Here is a 19,182-nt window from a genome sequence, read left to right as displayed (position 1 = left end):
GTGGTGGGCAGTCCGGCCTCGGCGAACAACTCCTTGTTGTAGTAGAGGACGCGGCCGTCGGTGCCCCAGGGGATGCCGTACAGCTCGTCCTCGAAGCCGGCGAGTTGCCGTACCGCCTCGGGGATCCGTCGCGCCGCGAGGGGAGACCAACGTGACACCGACGGCCGCAGCCAGCGCCGCCATCCGCACCGACGAGCCCACCACCGACCCCGCCGCGGCCAGTGCCGCGGCCGCCGAAGCCCAGGCACCCGCCCCCACGGGACTGCCCGGCAACGGCGACGACGACCCCGACGAACGCACCGCGGCGGACCCCGCCGCTCCCGGCCGATCCCCATCGGCCACATCTCCCACAGGCGCCCGCTTCACGAGGCCCGGGGGGATGTTCTCCTCCCTTCGCGTTCGCAACTACCGCTACTACTTCGCCGGCCAGGTGGTGTCCAACACCGGCACCTGGATGCAGCGCATCGCCCAGGACTGGCTGGTGCTGAGCCTCACCGGCAGCCCGCTCGCGGTCGGCATCACCACCGCCATGCAGTTCCTGCCGATGCTGCTGCTCGGACTGTTCGGCGGCGTGCTCGCCGACCGGATGCCCAAGCGCCGGCTGCTGATCTACACCCAGGGCGCGATGGGCCTGCTGGCCGTCGGCCTCGCGGTGCTGACCGTCGGCGGCGTGGTGACGCCGTACTACGTGTACGCCTTCGCGCTGCTGCTCGGCCTGGTCACCGTGGTGGACAACCCGACCCGGCAGGCCTTCGTCTCCGAGATGGTCGGCCCGAAGGACCTGGCCAACGCCGTCAGCCTGAACGCCGCCAACTTCCAGACCGCCCGGCTGGTCGGCCCCGCCGTCGCGGGCCTGCTGATCGCCGCGGTCGGCAGCGGCTGGGCGTTCGCCGTCAACGCGCTGTCCTTCGCCGCCGTGATCGGCGGGCTGCTCGCGATGCGGGAGTCCGAACTGCGCCCGACCGCGCCGATCGCCCGCGAGAAGGGGCAGTTGCGCGAGGGCCTGCGGTACGTCAGGGAGCGGCCCGAGCTGCTCTGGCCGATGGTGCTGGCCGGGTTCATCGGCACCTTCGGCTTCAACTTCCCGACGCTGCTCTCCGGTTTCGCGTACGACACCTTCAAGGTGGGCGCCGGCCAGTACGGCCTGCTGAACACCGCGATGGCGATCGGCTCGCTGGCGGGTGCGCTGCTCGCCGCCCGCCGGGGCGTGCCGCGGCTGCGCCGGCTGGTCGGCGCGGCGCTGGCCTTCGGAGCGCTGGAGGTGGTCGCCGCGTTCGCGCCCGACTACTGGACCTTCGCGCTGCTGCTGATGCTCATCGGGGTGTTCGGGCTGAGCTTCAACACCTCCGTCAACTCCATGCTGCAGTTGTCCACCGACCCCGAGATGCGCGGCCGGGTGATGGGCCTGCTGGTGCTGGTCTTCACCGGCGGCACGCCGATCGGCGCCCCGGTCGTCGGCTGGGTGACCGCCTCGTACGGGCCCCGGCTCGGCCTGCTGGCCTGCGGACTGGTCTCCGCGGCGGCGGCCGGCGCGGTCGGCCTGGTGCTGGCCCGCAGCGCGGACCTGCGGGTGCGGTTCGACCTGCACCCGGGCCGCGGCGGCCGGGTGGTGGCCTTCGTGCCGCGGACCGGTGCGGCGAGCAAGTCGGAGCTGGCGGCGGCCTGCTGATGCCGTGTCAGGCCCCCGGGGGCGCCCCGGGGGCCCGGATGGTTCAGGAGCCCGGACGGTTCAGGGGCGGACGGGTCAGAGCCGGATCTCCAGCACCTGGCCGGGCCAGAGGCCGTGCGGCTGCTCGACCTCGAACGTCACGGTCTCGGTGAAGCCGAGCGCCCGGTAGAGCCCGACCAGCTTGCGGTCGGCGCCGCCGTAGCAGTCCACCCGGAGCAGGCCGATGCCGCGCCGGCGGGCCTCCTCGATCGCGTCGGCGATCAGCGCGGCGCCGATGCCGGAGCCCTTGCGGGTGCGGTCGGTGACCAGGTTGCGGACGTACAGCTCGCGCTCGTCCACGGCGGGGATCCACCGGCCGCGGTCCTCGGAGACCACGCAGCAGCCGACCGTACGGCCGTCCTCGTCCACGGCGAGGCGGATCAGGAACGGCTCCTCGGCGTACGAGGAGACCTGGTCGATCCGGGCCTGGTTGGTGCTGAACGGCTGGTCGCCCCACTGGCCGGTACGGCCCTGGGCGGTCAGCCAGGAGACGGCGCCGTCGAGCAGGGACAGGATGTCGGGGACGTCCGCGGACCCCCCGTTGCGGATCTTCATGGAAGACCGTTCTACCCCAGACGGCCGGTCGCGGGAAGATTGATCCATGAGGTTGTTCGTGGCGGTGCTGCCGACGACCGAGGCGCTGCAGGGGCTCGCGGACGCGGTCGCGCCGCTGCGGGAGCTGCCGGGGGCGGAGCGGCTGCGCTGGACCGGCGCCGAGGGCCGGCACCTGACCCTGGCCTTCCTGGGCGAGGTGGCCGCCGAGCGGCTGCCGGAGCTGGCGGCGGGCCTGGCCGCCGTCGCCGAGGTCAACCCGGTGCACCGGCTGCGGATCGCGGGCGCGGGGCGGTTCGGCGACCGGGTGCTCTGGGCCGGGGTCGAGGGCCAGGCCTGGGCGCTGCGCCGGCTGGCCGAGGCCGTCACGGGGGCCACCGCCGAGGTCACCGGGGCGACCGACGACTTCGCCTTCCACCCGCACCTCACCCTCGCCCGGGCGGGCTCCTCGCGCGGGCACCGGCGGGCCGTGCAGCGGGTCGCGGCGGCCGAGCTGGACGGCCTGGTGGCGGCGCTGGCCGACTACCGGGGGCCGGAGTGGGAGGCCGCCGAGCTGCACCTGGTGCGCAGCGACCAGGGCGGCGGCTCCGCGCGCTACGTGTCGCTGCGCACCTGGGCGCTGGCCGACTGGGGCTGAGGGCTGAGGGCTGAGCGCTGAGCGCCGCGGGGCGGGCCGTGGGGGGCGGTGGGGCAGGGGCCCGGCGGAGTCCGGGGTGAGCCGGAGGTACGCTCGTTGACCGTGGATCCCAAGACTCGTATGCGCATCGTCTCCGGCACCCTGGTGCTGATGCTGGTCGTCGTGCTGATCAGCTCGCTGGTCGGCCGCTGAGGCCTGCCTGAGGCCCGTCCGGGGCCTGCCTGAGCCTGCCTGAGGCCCGCCCGGGCACAGACACGCCCCAGGACCCCGGGAACGGCGAGAGGGCCACCGCCCGTCGGCGGTGGCCCTCGGCCGTGTCCTCGGGGGACCGGGTCAGACCTGCGCGAGCTGCTCGACCACGTAGTCGATGCAGTGGGTGAGCGCCTCGACGTCCGCCGGGTCGATCGCCGGGAACATCGCGATGCGCAGCTGGTTGCGGCCCAGCTTGCGGTACGGCTCGGTGTCCACGATGCCGTTGGCACGCAGTGCCTTGGCGACCGCGGCGGCGTCCACCGACTCGTCGAAGTCGATGGTGCCGACCACCTGGGAGCGCTCGGCCGGGTTCGCCACGAAGGGGGTCGCGAACGGGGACTTCTCGGCCCAGGAGTACAGCCGGGACGAGGAGTCGGCGGTGCGGGCGACCGCCCAGTCCAGCCCGCCGTTGCCGTTCAGCCACTCCAGCTGGTCGGCCAGCAGGAAGAGGGTGGAGAGCGACGGGGTGTTGTACGTCTGGTCCTTCGACGAGTTGTCGATGGCCGTCGGCAGCGAGAAGAACGGCGGGATGTAGCGGCCGGAGGCGGCGATCTCGGCGGCGCGCTCCAGGGCGGCCGGGGAGAAGGTGGCCAGCCACAGGCCGCCCTCGGAGGCGAAGGACTTCTGCGGGGCGAAGTAGTAGACGTCCGTCTCGGTGATGTCCACCGGCAGGCCGCCGGCGCCCGAGGTGGCGTCCACCAGGACCAGCGAGCCCTCGTCGGCGCCGGCCGGGCGCGCGATCGGCATCGCGACGCCGGTCGAGGTCTCGTTGTGGGTGAGCCCGTAGACGTCCACGCCGGCCTCGGCGACCGGCAGCGGGTGGGTGCCCGGGGCGGTCTTGATCACGGTCGGCTCGCCGAGCCACGGCGCGGCCTTGACCGAGGAGGCGAACTTCGAGGAGAACTCGCCGAAGTCCAGGTGCTGGGACTTCTCCCGCACCAGGCCGAAGGCGGCGATGTCCCAGAAGGCGGTGGAGCCGCCGTTGCCGAGGACGACCTGGTAGCCGTCCGGCAGCGAGAACAGGCTGCTCACGCCCTCGCGCACGCGCTTGACCACGTTCTTGACCGGGGCCTGGCGGTGCGAGGTGCCGAGCAGGGAGGTCTGGGTGGCGGCGAGGGCACTCAGGGCCTCGGGGCGCACCTTGGACGGTCCGCAGCCGAAACGGCCGTCTGCGGGCTTGATGTCAGCGGGGATCTGGATCTGAGCCACGCGCGCAGCCTACCGGCCGGGGGCCCGGCGGGGTACGGCCGTCCGCCCGCTGAGACCGCGGTCACGGTTGCTCGGGGAGCCGCCCGGAAACGTGCGGCAGCGGGCCCGGCCGGAGCCGGACCCGCTGCTCAGGGGCACTGACCGGACGCTCGTCCGGTATTCGCCGACCGGGGGGTCAGCGGGCGATGGCGTCCCAGCCCTCGATCTCCTCGGGGCGGCGCGGGCCGGGGCCGATGTAGCGCGCGGAGGGGCGCACGAGCCGGCCCGTGCGCTTCTGCTCCAGGATGTGCGCCGACCAGCCGGCCGTCCGGGCGCAGGTGAACATCGAGGTGAACATGTGCGCCGGGACCTCGGCGAAGTCCAGCATGATGGCGGCCCAGAACTCGACGTTGGTGGCCAGCACGCGGTCGGGGCGGCGGTTGTGCAGCTCCTCCAGCGCGGCCTTCTCCAGCGCCTCGGCGACCTCGAAGCGCGGCGCGCCGAGCTCCTTGGCGGTGCGGCGCAGCACCCGGGCGCGCGGGTCCTCGGCGCGGTAGACGCGGTGGCCGAAGCCCATCAGGCGCTCGCCCTTGTCCAGGGCGTTCTTGACCCAGGCGGTGGCGTCGCCGGTGCGCTCGATCTCCTCGATCATGCCGAGCACGCGGGACGGCGCGCCGCCGTGCAGCGGGCCGGACATCGCGCCGACCGCGCCGGAGAGCGCGGCCGCGACGTCGGCGCCGGTGGAGGCGATGACCCGGGCGGTGAAGGTGGAGGCGTTCATGCCGTGCTCGGCGGCGGAGGTCCAGTAGGCGTCGACGGCCTTGACGTGCTTCGGGTCCGGCTCGCCGCGCCAGCGGATCATGAACCGCTCGACGACCGTCTCGGCCTTGTCGATCTCGCTCTGCGGGACCATCGGCAGGCCCTGGCCGCGGGCCGACTGGGCGACGTAGGAGAGTGCCATCACGGCGGCCCGGGCGAGGTCGTCGCGGGCCTGCTCAGCGTCGATGTCCAGCAGCGGCTTGAGGCCCCAGACCGGGGCGAGCATGGCGAGCGCCGACTGCACGTCGACCCGGATGTCGCCGGAGTGCACCGGGATCGGGAACGGCTCCGCGGCCGGCAGGCCGGGGTTGAACTTGCCGTCCACCAGCAGGCCCCAGACGTGGCCGAAGGAGACGCTGCCCACCAGGTCGTCGATGTCGACACCGCGGTACCGCAGGGCGCCGCCCTCACGGTCGGGTTCGGCGATCTCGCTCTCGAACGCGACGACTCCCTCAAGCCCGGGTACGAAATCGGACATGCGACGGCTCCCTCAGTTCTGTGATCGGCGCTCCGCCGTGGTGGGGCGGCGCGCCAGTGACCGAATGGTGTTTGGCACTCGGTGCCAGGGTGACAGGCACGGGGTGCATTGCGCCATACACCACCATGGTGATGTTTCCCGTCGACCCGTTTGACTTTCCCTGCCGGAGGGGCCGGCCGGGCCCGTGGCGCTCCCGGAACCCCTGGAATCGCCGGAACCAAACGTCCGGTTCCGGACAATTCCCCGCAGGGCGGGCGGCCGAGCGGTGGAGGGTCACCTGATCTCCCACCGGGGTTTGTCCGGAGGTAGCGGTGCCCGCTGCTTGTCGTACGGGATGATGTTGGCGTGCAGACCCCGGATCGCGCCCAGTCGACGCCCCCGAGCCCCGCCAACCGGACCCTGGCCGACGAGGCCCGCCCCGGCCCGGACCTCACCGTGATGCGCAAGCACTACAGCCACGAGGGCCTGGTCGAGGAGCAGCTCGCGCCCGAGCCGATCGGCCAGTTCACCCGCTGGTTCCACGACGCCGACGACGCCGGGGTGGTGGAACCCAACGCGATGGTGCTCTCCACCGCCGACGCCGAGGGGCGGCCCAGCTCGCGCACCGTCCTGCTCAAGGGCTACGACCTGCGCGGCTTCGTGTTCTTCACCAACTACGGCTCCCGCAAGGGCTCCGAGCTGGCCGCCAACCCGCATGCCGGGCTGCTGTTCCCGTGGATCGCGCTGGCCCGCCAGGTGATCGTCCAGGGCCGGGTGGAGAAGGTCGGCCGGGACGAGACCGCGGCCTACTTCCGCACCCGCCCGCACGGCTCCCAGCTGGGCGCCTGGGCCAGCGAGCAGTCCAGCCCGGTCGGCGGCCGGGAGGTCCTCGAACAGCGGTACGCCGAGCTGGAGCGCCGCTACCCGGAGGGCGAGGGCGTGCCCGTCCCGCCGTTCTGGGGCGGGTACCGGGTGGTCCCGCGGAGCGTCGAGTTCTGGCAGGGCCGGGAGAACCGGCTGCACGACCGGCTCCGCTACGTCGCCGACCCGTCCAGCCCGACGGGGTGGCGGGTGGAGCGGCTCTGCCCGTGATCCGTTCGGCCCACAGGCTCCGCGCGGCGCTCGCGCGGAGCTGATGGACCGTCATCCCCCGGGTGTAGGATGCCCGTCGCGGACCTGGGTCGATGCACTTGCGGCCGGCAGCCCGCTGTGCCGACACGATCGAGTGAGGGACTGATGGGCGTCACCGGTGCGGAAACCGCCGCTGGACTCGGCTCTGACCTGGTCGACGTCGCCGCCCTGCCGCTCGACGAACTCGACGCCCTGCCCGACACCGTCCTCGGCGACCTGCTGCGCCGGGTGGTCGCGGACGCCCTGACCCCCGGCGCGGAGCCGCTCGCCGCCTTCCAGTCGGCGCTCGACCGGTAGCGCGCCGCCCGGCGCGCCCGCGCCCCCGCCCGGCGTCCGCGCCCTCCGTTCACCGTCCGCGCCCCTCGCCCGGCGTGTCGGGCCCGACGGGCGCCCGCGCCCCCGCCGGCGCGCCCCCGAGCGCCGGAGCGCCCCCGAGCGCCGGAGCGCCCCCGGTCGGGGGAGTGCGCCTGGCCACCGGCTAAACCCCACGCGGCCGCCGAATCCCCCAACTCCCCTGCACTGGCGGTGGAGTTCGCGACATGCTGGGGTATGAAACCAGCGCCGTCGCGGACCGTCGGGCACGGGGGGAACAGGTGATGGAGCACGAACAGCACCGGCCGTACTTCTTCTTCAGCTACGCGCGTCGGGACTACGAGGCCGAGGACGCCTTCGTCAACCAGTTCTTCAACGACCTGCGGGACGAGCTCGGCCGGCTGGTCGGCACGGGCGTGCGCATCGAGGAGCTGGCCTACCGGGACACCGAGCGGCTGCGGCTGGGCGACGACTGGGCGGAGAAGCTGGCGACGATGCTCGGCCGCAGCCGGACCATGGTCGCGCTCTACTCCCCGGCCTACTTCGCCAGCCTCTACTGCGGCAAGGAGTGGACCGCCTTCCGCGGCCGGGTCCGGCGCCACCACGAGGACACCGGGGAGCTCATCCCGGCGCTCGTCCCGGTGCTCTGGGAGCCCGTCGAGCCGGGCGGCCTGGCCGACGAGGTGAACAAGATCCAGTGGGCCCAGCCGGACATGGGCGAGGCCTACGCCCGGTACGGCCTGCGGGCCCTGCTGCGCACCGCGCAGAGCGGGGCGTACGAGCAGGTCGTCCGGGTGGTCGCGGAGCGGGTCCGGGACGCGGCCGCGCGCCGGCTCGGCGTGCTGCCCGAGTTCGACCTCGGCGCCGTACGCGGCTACTTCCCGCCCCCGGCGGCGCCGCCGGTGGCCTCCAGCCCCGGGATGGTGCGGCTGTTCATCGCGGCCGGGCGGGCCCCGGAGGCGGCTGCGGGCGACTCCCGCGCGGGCGGCTGGTACGGCGCCAAGCCGTGGCACTGGGCGCCGTACCACCCGCCCGTCCAGCCGTCCCTGGCGGCCCGCGCCCAGCAGGTGATCACCGGCGCCGGGCACACCACCACGCTGGAGGAGGTCGACACCGCGCTCGCCGAGAAGCTCGACCAGGCCCGCGAGGACAGCCAGGTGAGCATCCTGCTGGTGGACCCGTGGGTGGCCGGCGGCGAGCGCTACCGCTCCGCGCTGCGCGCGTACGACGAGCAGAACCACCCGGTCACCGGCGTGATGGTGCCCGCCGGCAGCGACGACCCGGCCGACGGGCCGGAGCGCGACGCGCTCTGGGCGGGCGTGCGCGACGTCTTCCGGCGCAACTGGCTGCGCCGGAGCGACCTGGAGCACTTGTTCCGGGTCAAAGTGAGCCGGGAGAGCTTCGACAGCGACCTCACCATCATGGTGACGGTCGCTCAGAACAAGCTCATGGACGACAACCTGGATTGGGGGGACGATGGCGGCGGCGCCTTCGGCTTCGGTCCGGGCGGCGGCCCGGACACCGGTCCGGCGATGCCCGGACTGGCCATCCCGGCCGGACCGCCGGGGCCCCGCCAGGGGCCCGCACACACCGACCGGGGCCTCCCGGGTTCCACGGACCTGCCGCACCAGAGCCGGGGCAAGGACACCGCCGCCCCGCTGAGGGGGGAGAAGCACGATGACCACTGAGCCCGGCGCGGAGCCGGAGCGCGGCGGACCGGGATCGGTCGTCACGTTCTACTCCTTCAAGGGCGGCACCGGCCGCACCATGGCGCTCGCCAACGTCGGCTGGATCCTCGCCAGCCGCGGCCTGCGCGTCCTGGTCGTCGACTGGGACCTGGAGGCGCCCGGCCTCCACCGGTACTACCACCCGCTGCTGGTCGACCCGGAACTGCACTCCACCGACGGCCTGATCGACCTGCTGCGCTCCTACGTCAAGCAGGCGCTGCCCTCCGCCACCGGGCCGGTCGGGCAGTCCCCGGCCGACTGGCTGGACGAGCCCGGGCGCCTGGACGGCTACGTCTGCGGCCTCGCCCTCGACCTGCCGCCCGGCGGCCGGCTCGACTTCCTTCCCGCCGGCCGGCAGAACGCCGCCTACGGCGCGGCCGTCACCAGCTTCAACTGGCGCAGCTTCTACTACGGCCGGGACATCCGCGGCGGCGAGTTCCTGCGCGAGCTGCGCGAACGCTGGGCCCGCGGCTACGACTACGTGCTCATCGACAGCCGCACCGGCGTCAGCGACACCTCCGGCATCTGCACCGTCCTGATGCCCGACACCGTGGTGGACTGCTTCACCTTCAGCGTCCAGAACATCCGCGGCGGCGTCGACGCCGCCCGCGCCATCGCCGAGGCCGAGGAGCGGGCGATCCGGGTCCTGCCGGTGCCGATGCGGGTCGAGGACGCCGAGCAGGAGCGCCTGGAGGCCGGCCGCGACTACGCCCGCGAGGCCTTCGCCCCCTACCTCGGCCGCTGGCTGGCCGGCGACCGCCGGGCCGCCTACTGGGCCGACGTCGAGGTGCCGTACAAGCCCTTCTACGCCTACGAGGAGGTGCCCGCCACCGTCGCCGACCGGCCGCAGGAGGCCCGCAGCCTGCTCAACGCCTTCGAACGGCTGGCCGGTTGGATCACCGACGGCCGGGTCCGCACCCTGCGCCCGCTCACCGCCGAGGCCCGCCGCCGGCTGTACGGCGCCTACCTGCGCTCCGCCCGCGCGGTGCCGCGCCAGGTGTTCGTCAGCTACGCGCCCGAGGACCGGATGTGGGCCGAGTGGGCCGCCGGGACGCTCACCCGCTTCGGCTACCAGACCTCCCTGCACAGCGCCGCCGAACCGTACTCCGGCTCCCGGCCGCCCGAGGTCGCCGGGCCGGTCGACGGCCAGGGCCGGCTGCTCGCGCTGCTCTCGCCCGAGTACACCGCGCTGCCCCGGGCCGCCGAGGTCTGGCAGCTCCTCCAGGGGCGCGAACTGGCCTCCGGCTCACCGGCGTTGGTCGCCTTCCGGCTCCAGGACTCGGACGAGCCGGTGCCCCGCCCGTTCGCCGGGCAGCCCGCGCCCGACCTGGTCCGCTCCTCCGCGGTCGGCGCCGAGTCCCAGCTCTACGCCGAACTCGGCCCGCCGCCCGGCAGCAGCCGCCAGTCCGACACCGACAGCGGGGAGTTCGCCGCCCCGGCGCGGTTCCCCGGCACCGCCCCGCAGGTCCAGGACGCGCCCTCGCGCAACGCCGCCTTCATCGGCCGCGGCAAGCTCCTGGAACTGCTCCGCAACCGCTTCACCGGCGGGCCCGCCGCCGTTCTCAGCCAGGTGCTCTACGGCTTCGGCGGCGCCGGCAAGTCCCAGATCGCCGCCGAGTACGCGCACCGCTTCAAGGCCGCCTACGACGTGGTCTGGTGGGTGCCCGCCGAGGAGCCCGCCAACATCCCGCAGAAGCTCGCCGAACTCGCGCCCCGGCTCGGCGTGCCCACCAGCGACGACGTCGCCCACACCGCCGCCACCGTGCTCGACGCGCTGCGCCGCGGCCAGCCGTACCGCCGCTGGCTGCTCGTCTTCGACAACGCCGGCACCCCCGAGGAACTCGCCCCCTGGCAGCCGGCCGGCTCCTCCGGCGGGCACGTGCTGATCACCTCCCGCAACCAGGGCTGGGCCCGGCACGCCGGCCTGGTGGAGGTCGACGTCTTCCTCCGCGAGGAGAGCGTCCGGCTGCTGCGCCGCTTCAACGGCGGCCTCTCCTCCGAGGACGCCGACCAGGTCGCGCACCGCCTCGGCGACCTCCCGCTCGCCGTCGGCCAGGCCGCCGTCTGGCTCCAGGAGACGTCGATGCCGATCGCCACCTACCTCGAACTGCTCGACGAAGAGCTCACCGAGATGCTGGAACGCACCCGGCTGCGCGCCGCCGACTACCCGCACTCGGCCGCGGCGACCTGGCGCATCTCGGTCGAGGAACTGCGCCGGATGAACGCCCCGGCCGCCCAGATCCTGGAGATCTGCGCCTTCTTCGGCCCGGACGCCATCCCGATGCGGCTGCTCTACAGCCGGGCCGTCACCCGCGCCCTGCGGCTGCCCCCGCGCGCGCCCCGCGACAAGCTCGCGATCGGCGAGTTCCTGCGCGCCATCAACCGGTTCGGGCTCGCCCGCACCGACCAGGGCAGCGAGACCATCACCGTGCACCGGCTCGTCCAGGCCGTGCTGCGGGACCAGGTCGAGGAGGACCGGCGGGCCGAACTGCGCGGCGTCGTCCACGCCGCGCTCGCCACCGCCAACCCCGGCGACCCGGACGTGCCCGCGAACTGGGCCGAGTACGCCGAACTCCTGCCCCACCTCTGGCCGTCCGGGGCGCTCGACAGCGCCGACGAGGACGTCCGGCAGTGGATCATCGACTCGGTCCGCTACCAGTGGAAGCGCAGCCTGCACGAGTCCGGCCGGGAACTGGCCGAGCGCACCCTGGAGCACTGGCGCCAGGACGGCTACGGCGGGCCCGGCTTCGACGTCGACAACGACGCCCAGACGCTCATGCTGCGCACCCAGCTGAGCAACATCCGCCGCTCCCAGGGCGCCCTCCAGGAGGCGTACGAGATGGACCGGGACATCCTGGACCGCTTCACCGCGACCCTGGGCCCGGAGCACTCCCACACCCTCGCCGTCGCCAACAGCCTCGGCGCCGACCTGCGCTTCCTCGGCCGCTACGACGAGGCCCGGGCGCTCGACCGCCGCACCCTGGACGCCGCCCGGCGCACCCTCGGCCCGGACCACCCGCGCACCCTGATGATCACCAACAACCTCGCCGTCTCCGACTACCTGGCCGGCGACCGCCGGGCGGCCCTGGAACGGCACCGCAGCAACTACCTCCAGCAGCGCGACGCGCTCGGCGCGCACAGCCTCTACGCGCTCTCCTCCGCCTCCAACTACGCCCGCGACCTGCGCGAGACCGGGCGGCTGCGGGAGGCCCTGGACCTGCTGGAGGAGACCGTCCGGATCTACCAGCAGACCATCGGCGACGGCCACACCGACACCCTGCGCGCCCGCAAGAACCTCGCCGTGGCGCTGCGCCGGGCCGGCCGGTACCACGAGGCCCTGGAGATCGACGAGGACATCTACCAGCGCTACCTGGACATCAACGGCGCCGAGCACCCCGACACCCTGGCCGCCGCCACCAACCTGGCCAGCGACCTCAACGCGCTCGGCGACACCGGCCGGGCGATCCCGCTGGCCGAGCGGGCGCTGCTGCGGTACCGCGACTACCTGGGCGAGGACCACCCGGTGACGCTGGCCGGCGCCAACAACCTCTCGGTGTACCTGCGGCTGGCGGGGCGCGCGGCGGAGGCGCGCGAGCTCTCCGGCCGTACGCTGGCGCAGTTCCGCCGCGTCCTCGGCGCCCACCACCTCTACATCCCGATCGCGATGATGAACCACGCCAACGACCTGTCGCTGGCCGGGGAGCTCCAGGCCGCGCTCGAACTGGAGCTGGAGGCCGAGCCGTTGATGACCGCCGCCCTCGGCCAGGACCACTACGACGCCATCGGCATCAACTCCAACCTCGCGCTGTCGCTGGCCGCCCTCGGGTACGCCGAGCGGGCCACGGAGCTGCGGTCGGACTGCATCCGGCGGGCCCGGGTCACCCTGGGGGAGGAGCACCCGACGACGATCGCGGTGCGGGCCGGCACGCGGCTGGACTCCGACGTGGAGCCGCCGCACGTGTGACGGGCCGTCAGGTGCGATGGTCCGCGCTCCGGGGCCGGTGGCCTAGGCTCACGGGCATGGTGCCGTTCCGGCAGTTCCTGCTGAAGATCCACAGTCGGTGCAACCTGGCCTGCGACTACTGCTACGTGTACGAGGGCGCGGACCAGAGCTGGCGCGGGCGGCCGCGGCGGATGGAGCTCGCGACCGTCCGCCGCACCGCCCGGCGGATCGACGAGCACGCGGCCGAGCACGGGCTGGACGAGGTGTCCGTGGTGCTGCACGGCGGCGAGCCGCTGCTCGTCGGCGCGGCCCATCTGGACGCGCTGCTCGGCGAGTTGGCGGCCGTCCGGCCCCGGGTGCGGTTCACCGTGCAGACCAACGGGCTGCGGCTGCTGGACGAACCGGAACTGCTCGACGTGCTGCACCGCCACCGGGTCGCGGTCGGGGTCTCGCTGGACGGCACCCCGGCCGGCCACGACCGGCACCGCCGGCTGCCCTCCGGCGCGGGCAGCTGGGCGCGCACCGCCGAGGCGGTGCGGCTGCTCGGCTCGGACCGGCACCGGGAGCTGTTCGCCGGCCTGCTGTGCGTCGTCGACCTCGCCTCCGACCCGGTCGCCACCTACGAGGCGCTGCTGGAGTTCGCGCCGCCCCGGCTCGACCTGCTGCTGCCGCACGCGACCTGGCGGGAGCCGCCGCCGGGCGCCCCGCCCCGGACGGTGCCGCACGCGCCGCCGACGGGCACGGAGCCCGCGCCGTACGGGGAGTGGCTGATCGCCGCCTTCGACCGCTGGTACGGCGCGCCGCGCCGGGAGACCGGGGTGCGGCTGTTCGAGGAGCTGGCGGTGCTGCTGCTCGGCGGGCGGGCCGCCAGCGAGGCGGTCGGGCTGGCGCCCGTCGACCTGGTGGTGGTCGAGACGGACGGGGCGATCGAGCAGGCGGACAGCCTCAAGGTGGCCTACGACGGAGCCCCGGGGGCCGGCCTGGACGTGTGGCGGCACGGCTTCGCCCGGGCGGGCGCCCACCCGGCCTTCCTGGCCCGCCAGCGCGGCCTCGCGGGCCTCGGGCCGGTCTGCGCCGGCTGCCCGCTGGCCCGGGTCTGCGGCGGGGGGCTGTACGCCCACCGGTACGCGGCGGGCGGCTTCGGGCAGCCGTCGGTGTACTGCGCGGACCTGGACCGGCTGATCCGGCACATGGCGGGGCGGCTGCGGGCGGGGGTGGCGGAGCTGGCGGGGGCGCCCGGGCAGGCGGAGGTCGGGTCGGTGGGTCGGGAGCGTCGAGGGGCCCCTCGGCTCACCCGTCCGGGTCATGCCCGGCCGCCGTCCGGCTGATCCGTCCCGGCGCGGGGAGACCGCGGGCGGGCGTGGCGGGTTGGGCGATGGGCCGGCCGACCGGGCCGGAGGCCGTACGCACGAGGAGGAACGGTGGCGGGGACGGACGAGGTGGTGGCGGCCGGGGTGCCGGTCGCGCGCGGGGCGGACGGGCTGCCCCGGCACGGGGTGGACCGGGCGGTGTTCCGGGCGGTCGCGGCCGCGCGCGGCGGGCCGGAGGCCGTCCGACTGCTGCGCGCCGGGCAGTTGAGCAAGCGGGCGCTGCTGCTGCTGGCGTTGCGCCGGGCGGTGCCGGAGCACGACGGCTACCGGGAGGCGTACGCCCGGGTGCGGGCGCTGCAGCGGAGCGACCGGGCGCGCTGGGAAGAGGTGTTGCTGCGGCCCGAGTTGGACGCCTGGGCGGCCGACTGCCTGCGCGGCGCGGCGGCGGGGGAGGACGTCCCGCTCGGCGGGCTGGGCGAGTTCCTCCGCCCGGCCCCGGGCCCGGCCCTCGCGCTGGAGTGCGACGGGCTGCGCTGGGCGCCGTCGCTCGACCACGCCGGTCCGCGCCGGGTGGACTACGGGCGCCCGCCGGCCGGTCCGCTGGGCAGTGCGGAACTCGCCCTCTGGGAGCGGCGGTTGGCCGAGGCCTGGGAGATCCTGGTGCGCCGCCACCGCCCCCACGCACGGGCCGTCGCGGCCTGCGTGGCCACCGTCGTGCCGCTGCGGCCCGCCCCCGGCGGGGAGGCGGTCAGCGCCGCCGCCCGGCGGGCGTACGGCGCGGTGGCGGCCTCGCTGCCGGACGATCCGGTGCTGCTGGCGCTGGCCCTGGTGCACGAGTTCCTGCACGTCCAACTCGGCGCCCTGCTGGACCTGGTGCCGCTGCACCGCCCCAACGGCCCGGCCGCCTACCACGCCCCCTGGCGGCCCGACCCGCGCCCGGCCGGGGCGCTGCTCCAGGGGGCGTACGCGCACCTGGGGGTGGCGGACTTCTGGCGGGCGGAGGCGGCTGCGGGGGCGGGCGACGTCGCACGTGCGCGGGGGGAGTCCGTCCGCTGGCGGACACACACCCTGAGCGCCGGGGAGACGCTCCTGAGCTGCGGCGAACTGACGGCGGCGGGGCTGGAGTTCACCGGGGAGCTGGTGCGGGCCGTCCGGGCGCTCGGCGGGCCGGGGGAATGAATCCGGCTTGCCGGATGCTTGGCCCGGCGGGGCGATTGTTCCGGTGCTTCCCGGGGCACTCCCGGGGTGTGACCAGGGGCTGGTCCGTGTGGTTGTTCGGGCACGGGCCACGGCGACGCGCTTCGGCGCGCGCCACGGCGAAGTGCGCGACCGCTGAACGGGTGAATTCTGGGGGCCCAAAGCGCTGTCGTACGACGTCGGCAGCCCGGGGAGCCCAACGTGAGTCCGCAAGGTGCCGCGCGGAGTCTTCGCGGGCACTACATTGGTCGCAACCGGGTGGGCTTACCCACCCTCGGCAGGTCCTAACCGCGCCTAAGGAAACGAATATGACTCCGGTAACCAGCACCAGGCCGGCCGGCAAGCTCACTGACCCTCAGGAGACGCCGGAACGCCCCTCGCTCGCCGACCTCGCCGCACTCGGCGCGGAAGAGCTCGCCTCCCGGCTCCAGCGCGCGCTCCCCGGCGCGGACTCCGGCCTCGTGCCGGTCGCAGCCTTCAACTCCTCGATCTGACCCGGCCCGGAACTCCCGGCGGAGCCCAGGCCGAGCAGACCGAGCCGATCGAAGCGAACCGGACAGTTCCATGACGACGTCGATTCCGCTGCCGTTGACACAGTTCGTGGTCAAGATGCACAGCAGGTGCGATCTGGCCTGCGACCACTGCTACGTCTACGAACACGCGGACAGCAGCTGGCGGTCCCGGCCGAAGGTCATCGCGGACGGGATCCTGGCCAAGGCCGCCGAGCGCATCGGCGAGCACGCGGCCGCCCACCGGCTGCCCGCCGTCCGGGTCGTCCTGCACGGGGGAGAACCCCTGCTCGCCGGCCCGGACCGCTTGCGCCGCGCCGCCGAGGCGCTCCGGGCGGCACTCCCGCCCGGCTGCGCCCTCGACCTGCGCATCCACACCAACGGCGTGCTGCTGAACCGGGACTTCTGCGCGCTGTTCGCGGAGCAGGAGATCAAGGTCGGCATCTCGCTGGACGGCGACAAGGCCGCCAACGACCGCCACCGGCGGTTCGCCGACGGACGCAGCAGCCACCCGCAGGTGCTGCGGGCCGTCGCGCTGCTGAACGAACCCGGATACCGGCACCTGTTCGCCGGGCTGCTGTGCACGATGGACGTCCGGAACGACCCGGTGGCCGTGTACCGGGCGCTGGCCGAACTCCGGCCGCCCGCCGTGGACTTCCTGCTCCCGCACGCCACCTGGGACGAGCCGCCCGGGCGCCCCGCCGAGCTGGGTGCCACCCCGTACGCCGACTGGCTGCTGACCGTCCACGGGCTGTGGGACGCGGACGGGCGGCCGTTCGCCGTACGGACCTTCGAGTCCGTGCACCGGACCCTGCGGGGGTTCTCCAGCCTCACCGAGTCGCTCGGACTGGAGCCCTCCGACCTGGCCGTCCTGGAGACGGACGGGACCTTCGAGCAGGCCGACAGCCTGAAGACCGCGTACGACGGCGCGCCCGCCACCGGGATGAACGTTTTCGCGCACAGCCTCGACGACCTCGCCCGCCACCCCGGCATCGCCGCCCGGCAGTCCGGCCTGGCCGGACTGAGCGAGGCCTGCCGCGCCTGCTCCGTGGTCCGCTCCTGCGGTGGCGGGCTGTACGCCCACCGCTATCGGAGCGACGATGGGGGAGGCAGCTTCGACCATCCCTCCGTCTACTGCGGTGATCTCATGACGTTCATCAAGGGCATTGCGGGGAGCGGGAGTTCCGGCGACGGTGTGCCCGCGCAGCCGGCCGGGGTGCCCGGTGTGCCCGGTGCGCCATCGCCGGAGGCCGAACCGCTGCTGCCCGGTGCGCTCGCCCCGTCGCAACTCGACGAACTCGCGCGTGGATACGGGAGCGCGGAGACCGTCGCCGCGCTCGGCCGCTCCCAACTCGCCCTCACCCGGGCGATGCTGGCCGCCGCCTGGGACGCCTCCGGACAGGGGCGGGCCGAAGCGTGGACCCTGCTGGCCGAGCTCGACACGGCGGCCCCCGCCGCCGTGGACGCCGTCCTCGCCCACCCGTACGCCCGCGCCTGGGCGGCCCGCCGCCTCGCCGGGGACCTCCAGACCGGACTCGGCCCGCTGGCCGCGCTCGCCGCGGCGGCCGCCGTGCGGGCCGGCCGGGGCGACGCGGTGGCCGTGCCCGTACGCGGCGGCTGGCTGCACCTGCCGACGCTCGGCCGGATCGCCGTACCCGACGGCGAGGCCGTGGTCACCGGGCGGGCGGGCGGCCTCGCGGTCCGGGCGTCCGACGGCACGGTACGCACCGAACTGGACGAACCGCTGCGGCGGGTCCGGCTGGCCGGCGGCTGGACGGTCGCCCTGGAGGACGCCGACCCGCTGCGCGACTGCCACGACCACCCCGTCGCGGACCACCTCTCCGAGAGCGAACTGCTCGACTGGACGGGCGCGTTGCGCGAAGCCTGGGAGCTGCTCGGGCGCGACCTGCCCGGGTACGCGGAAGGCATCCGGGCCGGCCTGACGACGGTCACCCCGTTGCGGCCGGGCCCGACCGGCCGGGACGTCAGCTCGGCGGCCCGGCAGGCGTACGGCGCCGTCGGCATCGCCCGGCCCGCCACCGCGCCGACCCTCGCCCTGCTGCTCGCGCACGAGTTCCAGCACGTCAAACTCGGCGCGGTGCTGGACCTGACCGACCTGTACGACCGCGCCGACCCCACCCTGTACTTCGCCCCCTGGCGGCCCGACCCCCGGCCGCTCGAAGGGCTGCTCCAGGGCACGTACGCCCACCTGGCCGTCACCGAGTACTGGGGCACCCGCACCCTGGCGTACGACGGACTGCCGGGCACGGCCGCCGACCGGGCGCGGGAGCAGTTCGCGCTCTGGCGGCGGTACACCGCCGAGGCCGTGGAGCGGCTGGCGACCTCCGGAGCCCTGACCGGGACCGGCTTGCGCTTCGCCGACGGCATGCGTGCCACCGTGGCACCCTGGCTCGACCTGTCGCTGCCCGCCGCCGCCGAGCAGGCGGCCGACCGGGTACGGCGGGAACGGGCCGGGGTCTGACCTCCCACCCGCGCCGCCCCGGGACCTCCCCCGCCCGGGGCCCTCACCCCCCGGGAGACGCCATCCTCACCGAACCCCGCGCCGGCGGCGGCGTCGCCGTCGCCTCCCCCGTCCACCCCCTCGTCCGCGACCTCGCCGACCTCGGGGTCCGTCCCGGCACGGTGCTGCACGTCCAGGCATCGTTGCGCTCCCTCGGACCGGTGCCCGGCGGGGCGGCCGGGGTGGTCGAGGCCCTGCTCGACGCCCTGGGCCCCGACGGCACCCTCGTCGCCTACACCGCCACGCCCGAGAACTCCGCCACCTCCCGCATCCACCAGTCCGCCACCGCCGGTCTCTCTCCGGCGGAGGTGGCCGACTACCAGGCCCGGATGCCCCGCTTCGACCCGGCCACCACCCCGGCCTCGCCCTCCATGGGGGCGCTGTCGGAAGCCGTCCGCTCCTGGCCGGGCGCCGTGCGCAGCCGGCACCCGCAGACCTCCTGGGCCGCCGTGGGCCGGCTCGCCCACGAGGTCACCGCCCACCACCCGCTCACCTCCCACCTCGGCCCGGAGTCGCCGCTCGGACGGCTCTACGACCTGGACGCCCGGGTGCTGATGCTCGGCGTCCCGATGGACCGCTTCACCGCCTTCCACCTCGCCGACCTGCGCATGCCCGACGTGACCGTGCGCGAGTACCGCTGCGTCGGCGTGGACGGCTGGACCACCTTCCGGGCCCCCGACCTGGACGACCTCCACTTCGGCCGCCTCGGCGCCGAGGTCCTGCGCACCGCCCGCGGCGTCACCACGGCCCGCATCGGCACCGCCGACTGCCGGCTGGTGCCGGTGCGGGAGGCCGTCGACCTGGCCGAGGCCGTCCTGCGGCGCGGGCGCCCCTGAACCCCGCTCCTCGTTCCCACCGCTGACAAGAGATCCCGCCGTTTCCCACCCCCCGCCCCCACACCCACCCCTCCGCCCCACCC

14 protein-coding genes are annotated in these 19,182 nt (G+C 74.8%); 11 read left to right on the top strand and 3 right to left on the bottom strand.

The window, feature by feature from the left end; genetic code table 11:
- Positions 1–262: 262 nt before the first annotated feature.
- A complete protein-coding gene (locus ACFU7Z_RS16690; protein ID WP_380777942.1) occupies positions 263–1,669 on the top strand; it encodes an MFS transporter in 1,407 nt (468 codons plus the stop codon).
- 75 nt (positions 1,670–1,744) lie between these two features.
- Here ACFU7Z_RS16690 and ACFU7Z_RS16685 read toward each other — a convergent pair whose 3' ends face one another.
- Positions 1,745–2,263: a GNAT family N-acetyltransferase gene (locus ACFU7Z_RS16685; protein ID WP_082345996.1), complete on the bottom strand. Its 519-nt coding sequence runs from the start codon at positions 2,261–2,263 to the stop codon at positions 1,745–1,747.
- Between the two features lie 46 nt (positions 2,264–2,309).
- Between ACFU7Z_RS16685 and thpR the strand changes: the two genes are divergently transcribed.
- On the top strand, positions 2,310–2,897 hold the full coding sequence (thpR, locus tag ACFU7Z_RS16680; protein WP_380740355.1) for an RNA 2',3'-cyclic phosphodiesterase: 588 nt from the start codon (positions 2,310–2,312) through the stop codon (positions 2,895–2,897).
- Between the two features lie 333 nt (positions 2,898–3,230).
- Here thpR and serC read toward each other — a convergent pair whose 3' ends face one another.
- Together serC and ACFU7Z_RS16670 are read right to left on the bottom strand one after the other, a co-directional pair.
- The gene (gene serC / locus ACFU7Z_RS16675; protein WP_380777941.1) at positions 3,231–4,358 is read right to left on the bottom strand and encodes a phosphoserine transaminase; all 1,128 of its coding nucleotides are present in this window, start codon (positions 4,356–4,358) and stop codon (positions 3,231–3,233) included.
- A gap of 175 nt (positions 4,359–4,533) precedes the next feature.
- Entirely contained in the window at positions 4,534–5,634 is a 1,101-nt protein-coding gene (locus ACFU7Z_RS16670) for a citrate synthase 2 (RefSeq protein ID WP_049656080.1), read from the bottom strand.
- Positions 5,635–6,072: 438 nt separating this feature from the next.
- Here ACFU7Z_RS16670 and pdxH point away from each other — a divergent pair, with 438 nt between their 5' ends.
- The 9 genes from pdxH to ACFU7Z_RS16625 all read left to right on the top strand — a co-directional run bounded on the left by pdxH (position 6,073) and on the right by ACFU7Z_RS16625 (position 19,099).
- Positions 6,073–6,705, top strand: a complete 633-nt coding sequence (gene pdxH / locus ACFU7Z_RS16665) for a pyridoxamine 5'-phosphate oxidase (RefSeq protein WP_049656088.1) — start codon at positions 6,073–6,075, stop codon at positions 6,703–6,705.
- Positions 6,706–6,849: 144 nt separating this feature from the next.
- Positions 6,850–7,041 carry an FxSxx-COOH cyclophane-containing RiPP peptide gene (gene fxsA, locus ACFU7Z_RS16660; protein ID WP_049656076.1) on the top strand — a complete coding sequence of 64 codons (192 nt, stop codon included), beginning with the start codon at positions 6,850–6,852 and terminating at the stop codon, positions 7,039–7,041.
- A gap of 299 nt (positions 7,042–7,340) precedes the next feature.
- A complete protein-coding gene (locus tag ACFU7Z_RS16655; protein WP_380777940.1) occupies positions 7,341–8,744 on the top strand; it encodes a TIR-like protein FxsC in 1,404 nt (467 codons plus the stop codon).
- Positions 8,734–12,747 (top strand): FxSxx-COOH system tetratricopeptide repeat protein, encoded by a 4,014-nt coding sequence (gene fxsT, locus ACFU7Z_RS16650; protein ID WP_380777939.1) that lies wholly within the window; start codon positions 8,734–8,736, stop codon positions 12,745–12,747. The genes ACFU7Z_RS16655 and fxsT overlap by 11 nt, the downstream gene beginning before the upstream one ends.
- Positions 12,748–12,803: 56 nt before the next feature.
- Positions 12,804–14,054, top strand: coding sequence for an FxsB family cyclophane-forming radical SAM/SPASM peptide maturase (locus ACFU7Z_RS16645; RefSeq protein WP_380777938.1), 1,251 nt, complete (start codon positions 12,804–12,806; stop codon positions 14,052–14,054).
- 93 nt (positions 14,055–14,147) lie between these two features.
- Positions 14,148–15,215 carry an aKG-HExxH-type peptide beta-hydroxylase gene (locus ACFU7Z_RS16640; protein ID WP_380777937.1) on the top strand — a complete coding sequence of 356 codons (1,068 nt, stop codon included), beginning with the start codon at positions 14,148–14,150 and terminating at the stop codon, positions 15,213–15,215.
- 326 nt (positions 15,216–15,541) lie between these two features.
- Complete coding sequence (locus ACFU7Z_RS16635; protein WP_049660424.1) at positions 15,542–15,727, top strand: hypothetical protein; 186 nt, start codon at positions 15,542–15,544, stop codon at positions 15,725–15,727.
- Between the two features lie 70 nt (positions 15,728–15,797).
- Complete coding sequence (locus tag ACFU7Z_RS16630; RefSeq protein ID WP_380777936.1) at positions 15,798–18,224, top strand: FxsB family cyclophane-forming radical SAM/SPASM peptide maturase; 2,427 nt, start codon at positions 15,798–15,800, stop codon at positions 18,222–18,224.
- Between the two features lie 161 nt (positions 18,225–18,385).
- On the top strand, positions 18,386–19,099 hold the full coding sequence (locus tag ACFU7Z_RS16625; RefSeq protein WP_380777935.1) for an aminoglycoside N(3)-acetyltransferase: 714 nt from the start codon (positions 18,386–18,388) through the stop codon (positions 19,097–19,099).
- Positions 19,100–19,182: the final 83 nt, after the last annotated feature.

The organism is Kitasatospora sp. NPDC057518, assembly GCF_042802075.1.
GTDB lineage: Bacteria > Actinomycetota > Actinomycetes > Streptomycetales > Streptomycetaceae > Kitasatospora.
Note: the sequence above shows the minus strand (reverse complement) of the source record. Positions and strands in the feature narration are given on the sequence as shown.

Coding starts and splice junctions, on each gene's coding strand:
- fxsA (WP_049656076.1), top strand. CDS start 6,850: ATGGGCGTCACCGGTGCGGAAACCGCCGCTGGACTCGGCTCTGACCTG.
- fxsT (WP_380777939.1), top strand. CDS start 8,734: ATGACCACTGAGCCCGGCGCGGAGCCGGAGCGCGGCGGACCGGGATCG.
- ACFU7Z_RS16630 (WP_380777936.1), top strand. CDS start 15,798: ATGACGACGTCGATTCCGCTGCCGTTGACACAGTTCGTGGTCAAGATG.
- ACFU7Z_RS16670 (WP_049656080.1), bottom strand. CDS start 5,634: ATGTCCGATTTCGTACCCGGGCTTGAGGGAGTCGTCGCGTTCGAGAGC.
- ACFU7Z_RS16655 (WP_380777940.1), top strand. CDS start 7,341: ATGGAGCACGAACAGCACCGGCCGTACTTCTTCTTCAGCTACGCGCGT.
- thpR (WP_380740355.1), top strand. CDS start 2,310: ATGAGGTTGTTCGTGGCGGTGCTGCCGACGACCGAGGCGCTGCAGGGG.
- ACFU7Z_RS16645 (WP_380777938.1), top strand. CDS start 12,804: ATGGTGCCGTTCCGGCAGTTCCTGCTGAAGATCCACAGTCGGTGCAAC.
- ACFU7Z_RS16635 (WP_049660424.1), top strand. CDS start 15,542: ATGACTCCGGTAACCAGCACCAGGCCGGCCGGCAAGCTCACTGACCCT.
- ACFU7Z_RS16685 (WP_082345996.1), bottom strand. CDS start 2,263: ATGAAGATCCGCAACGGGGGGTCCGCGGACGTCCCCGACATCCTGTCC.
- pdxH (WP_049656088.1), top strand. CDS start 6,073: ATGCGCAAGCACTACAGCCACGAGGGCCTGGTCGAGGAGCAGCTCGCG.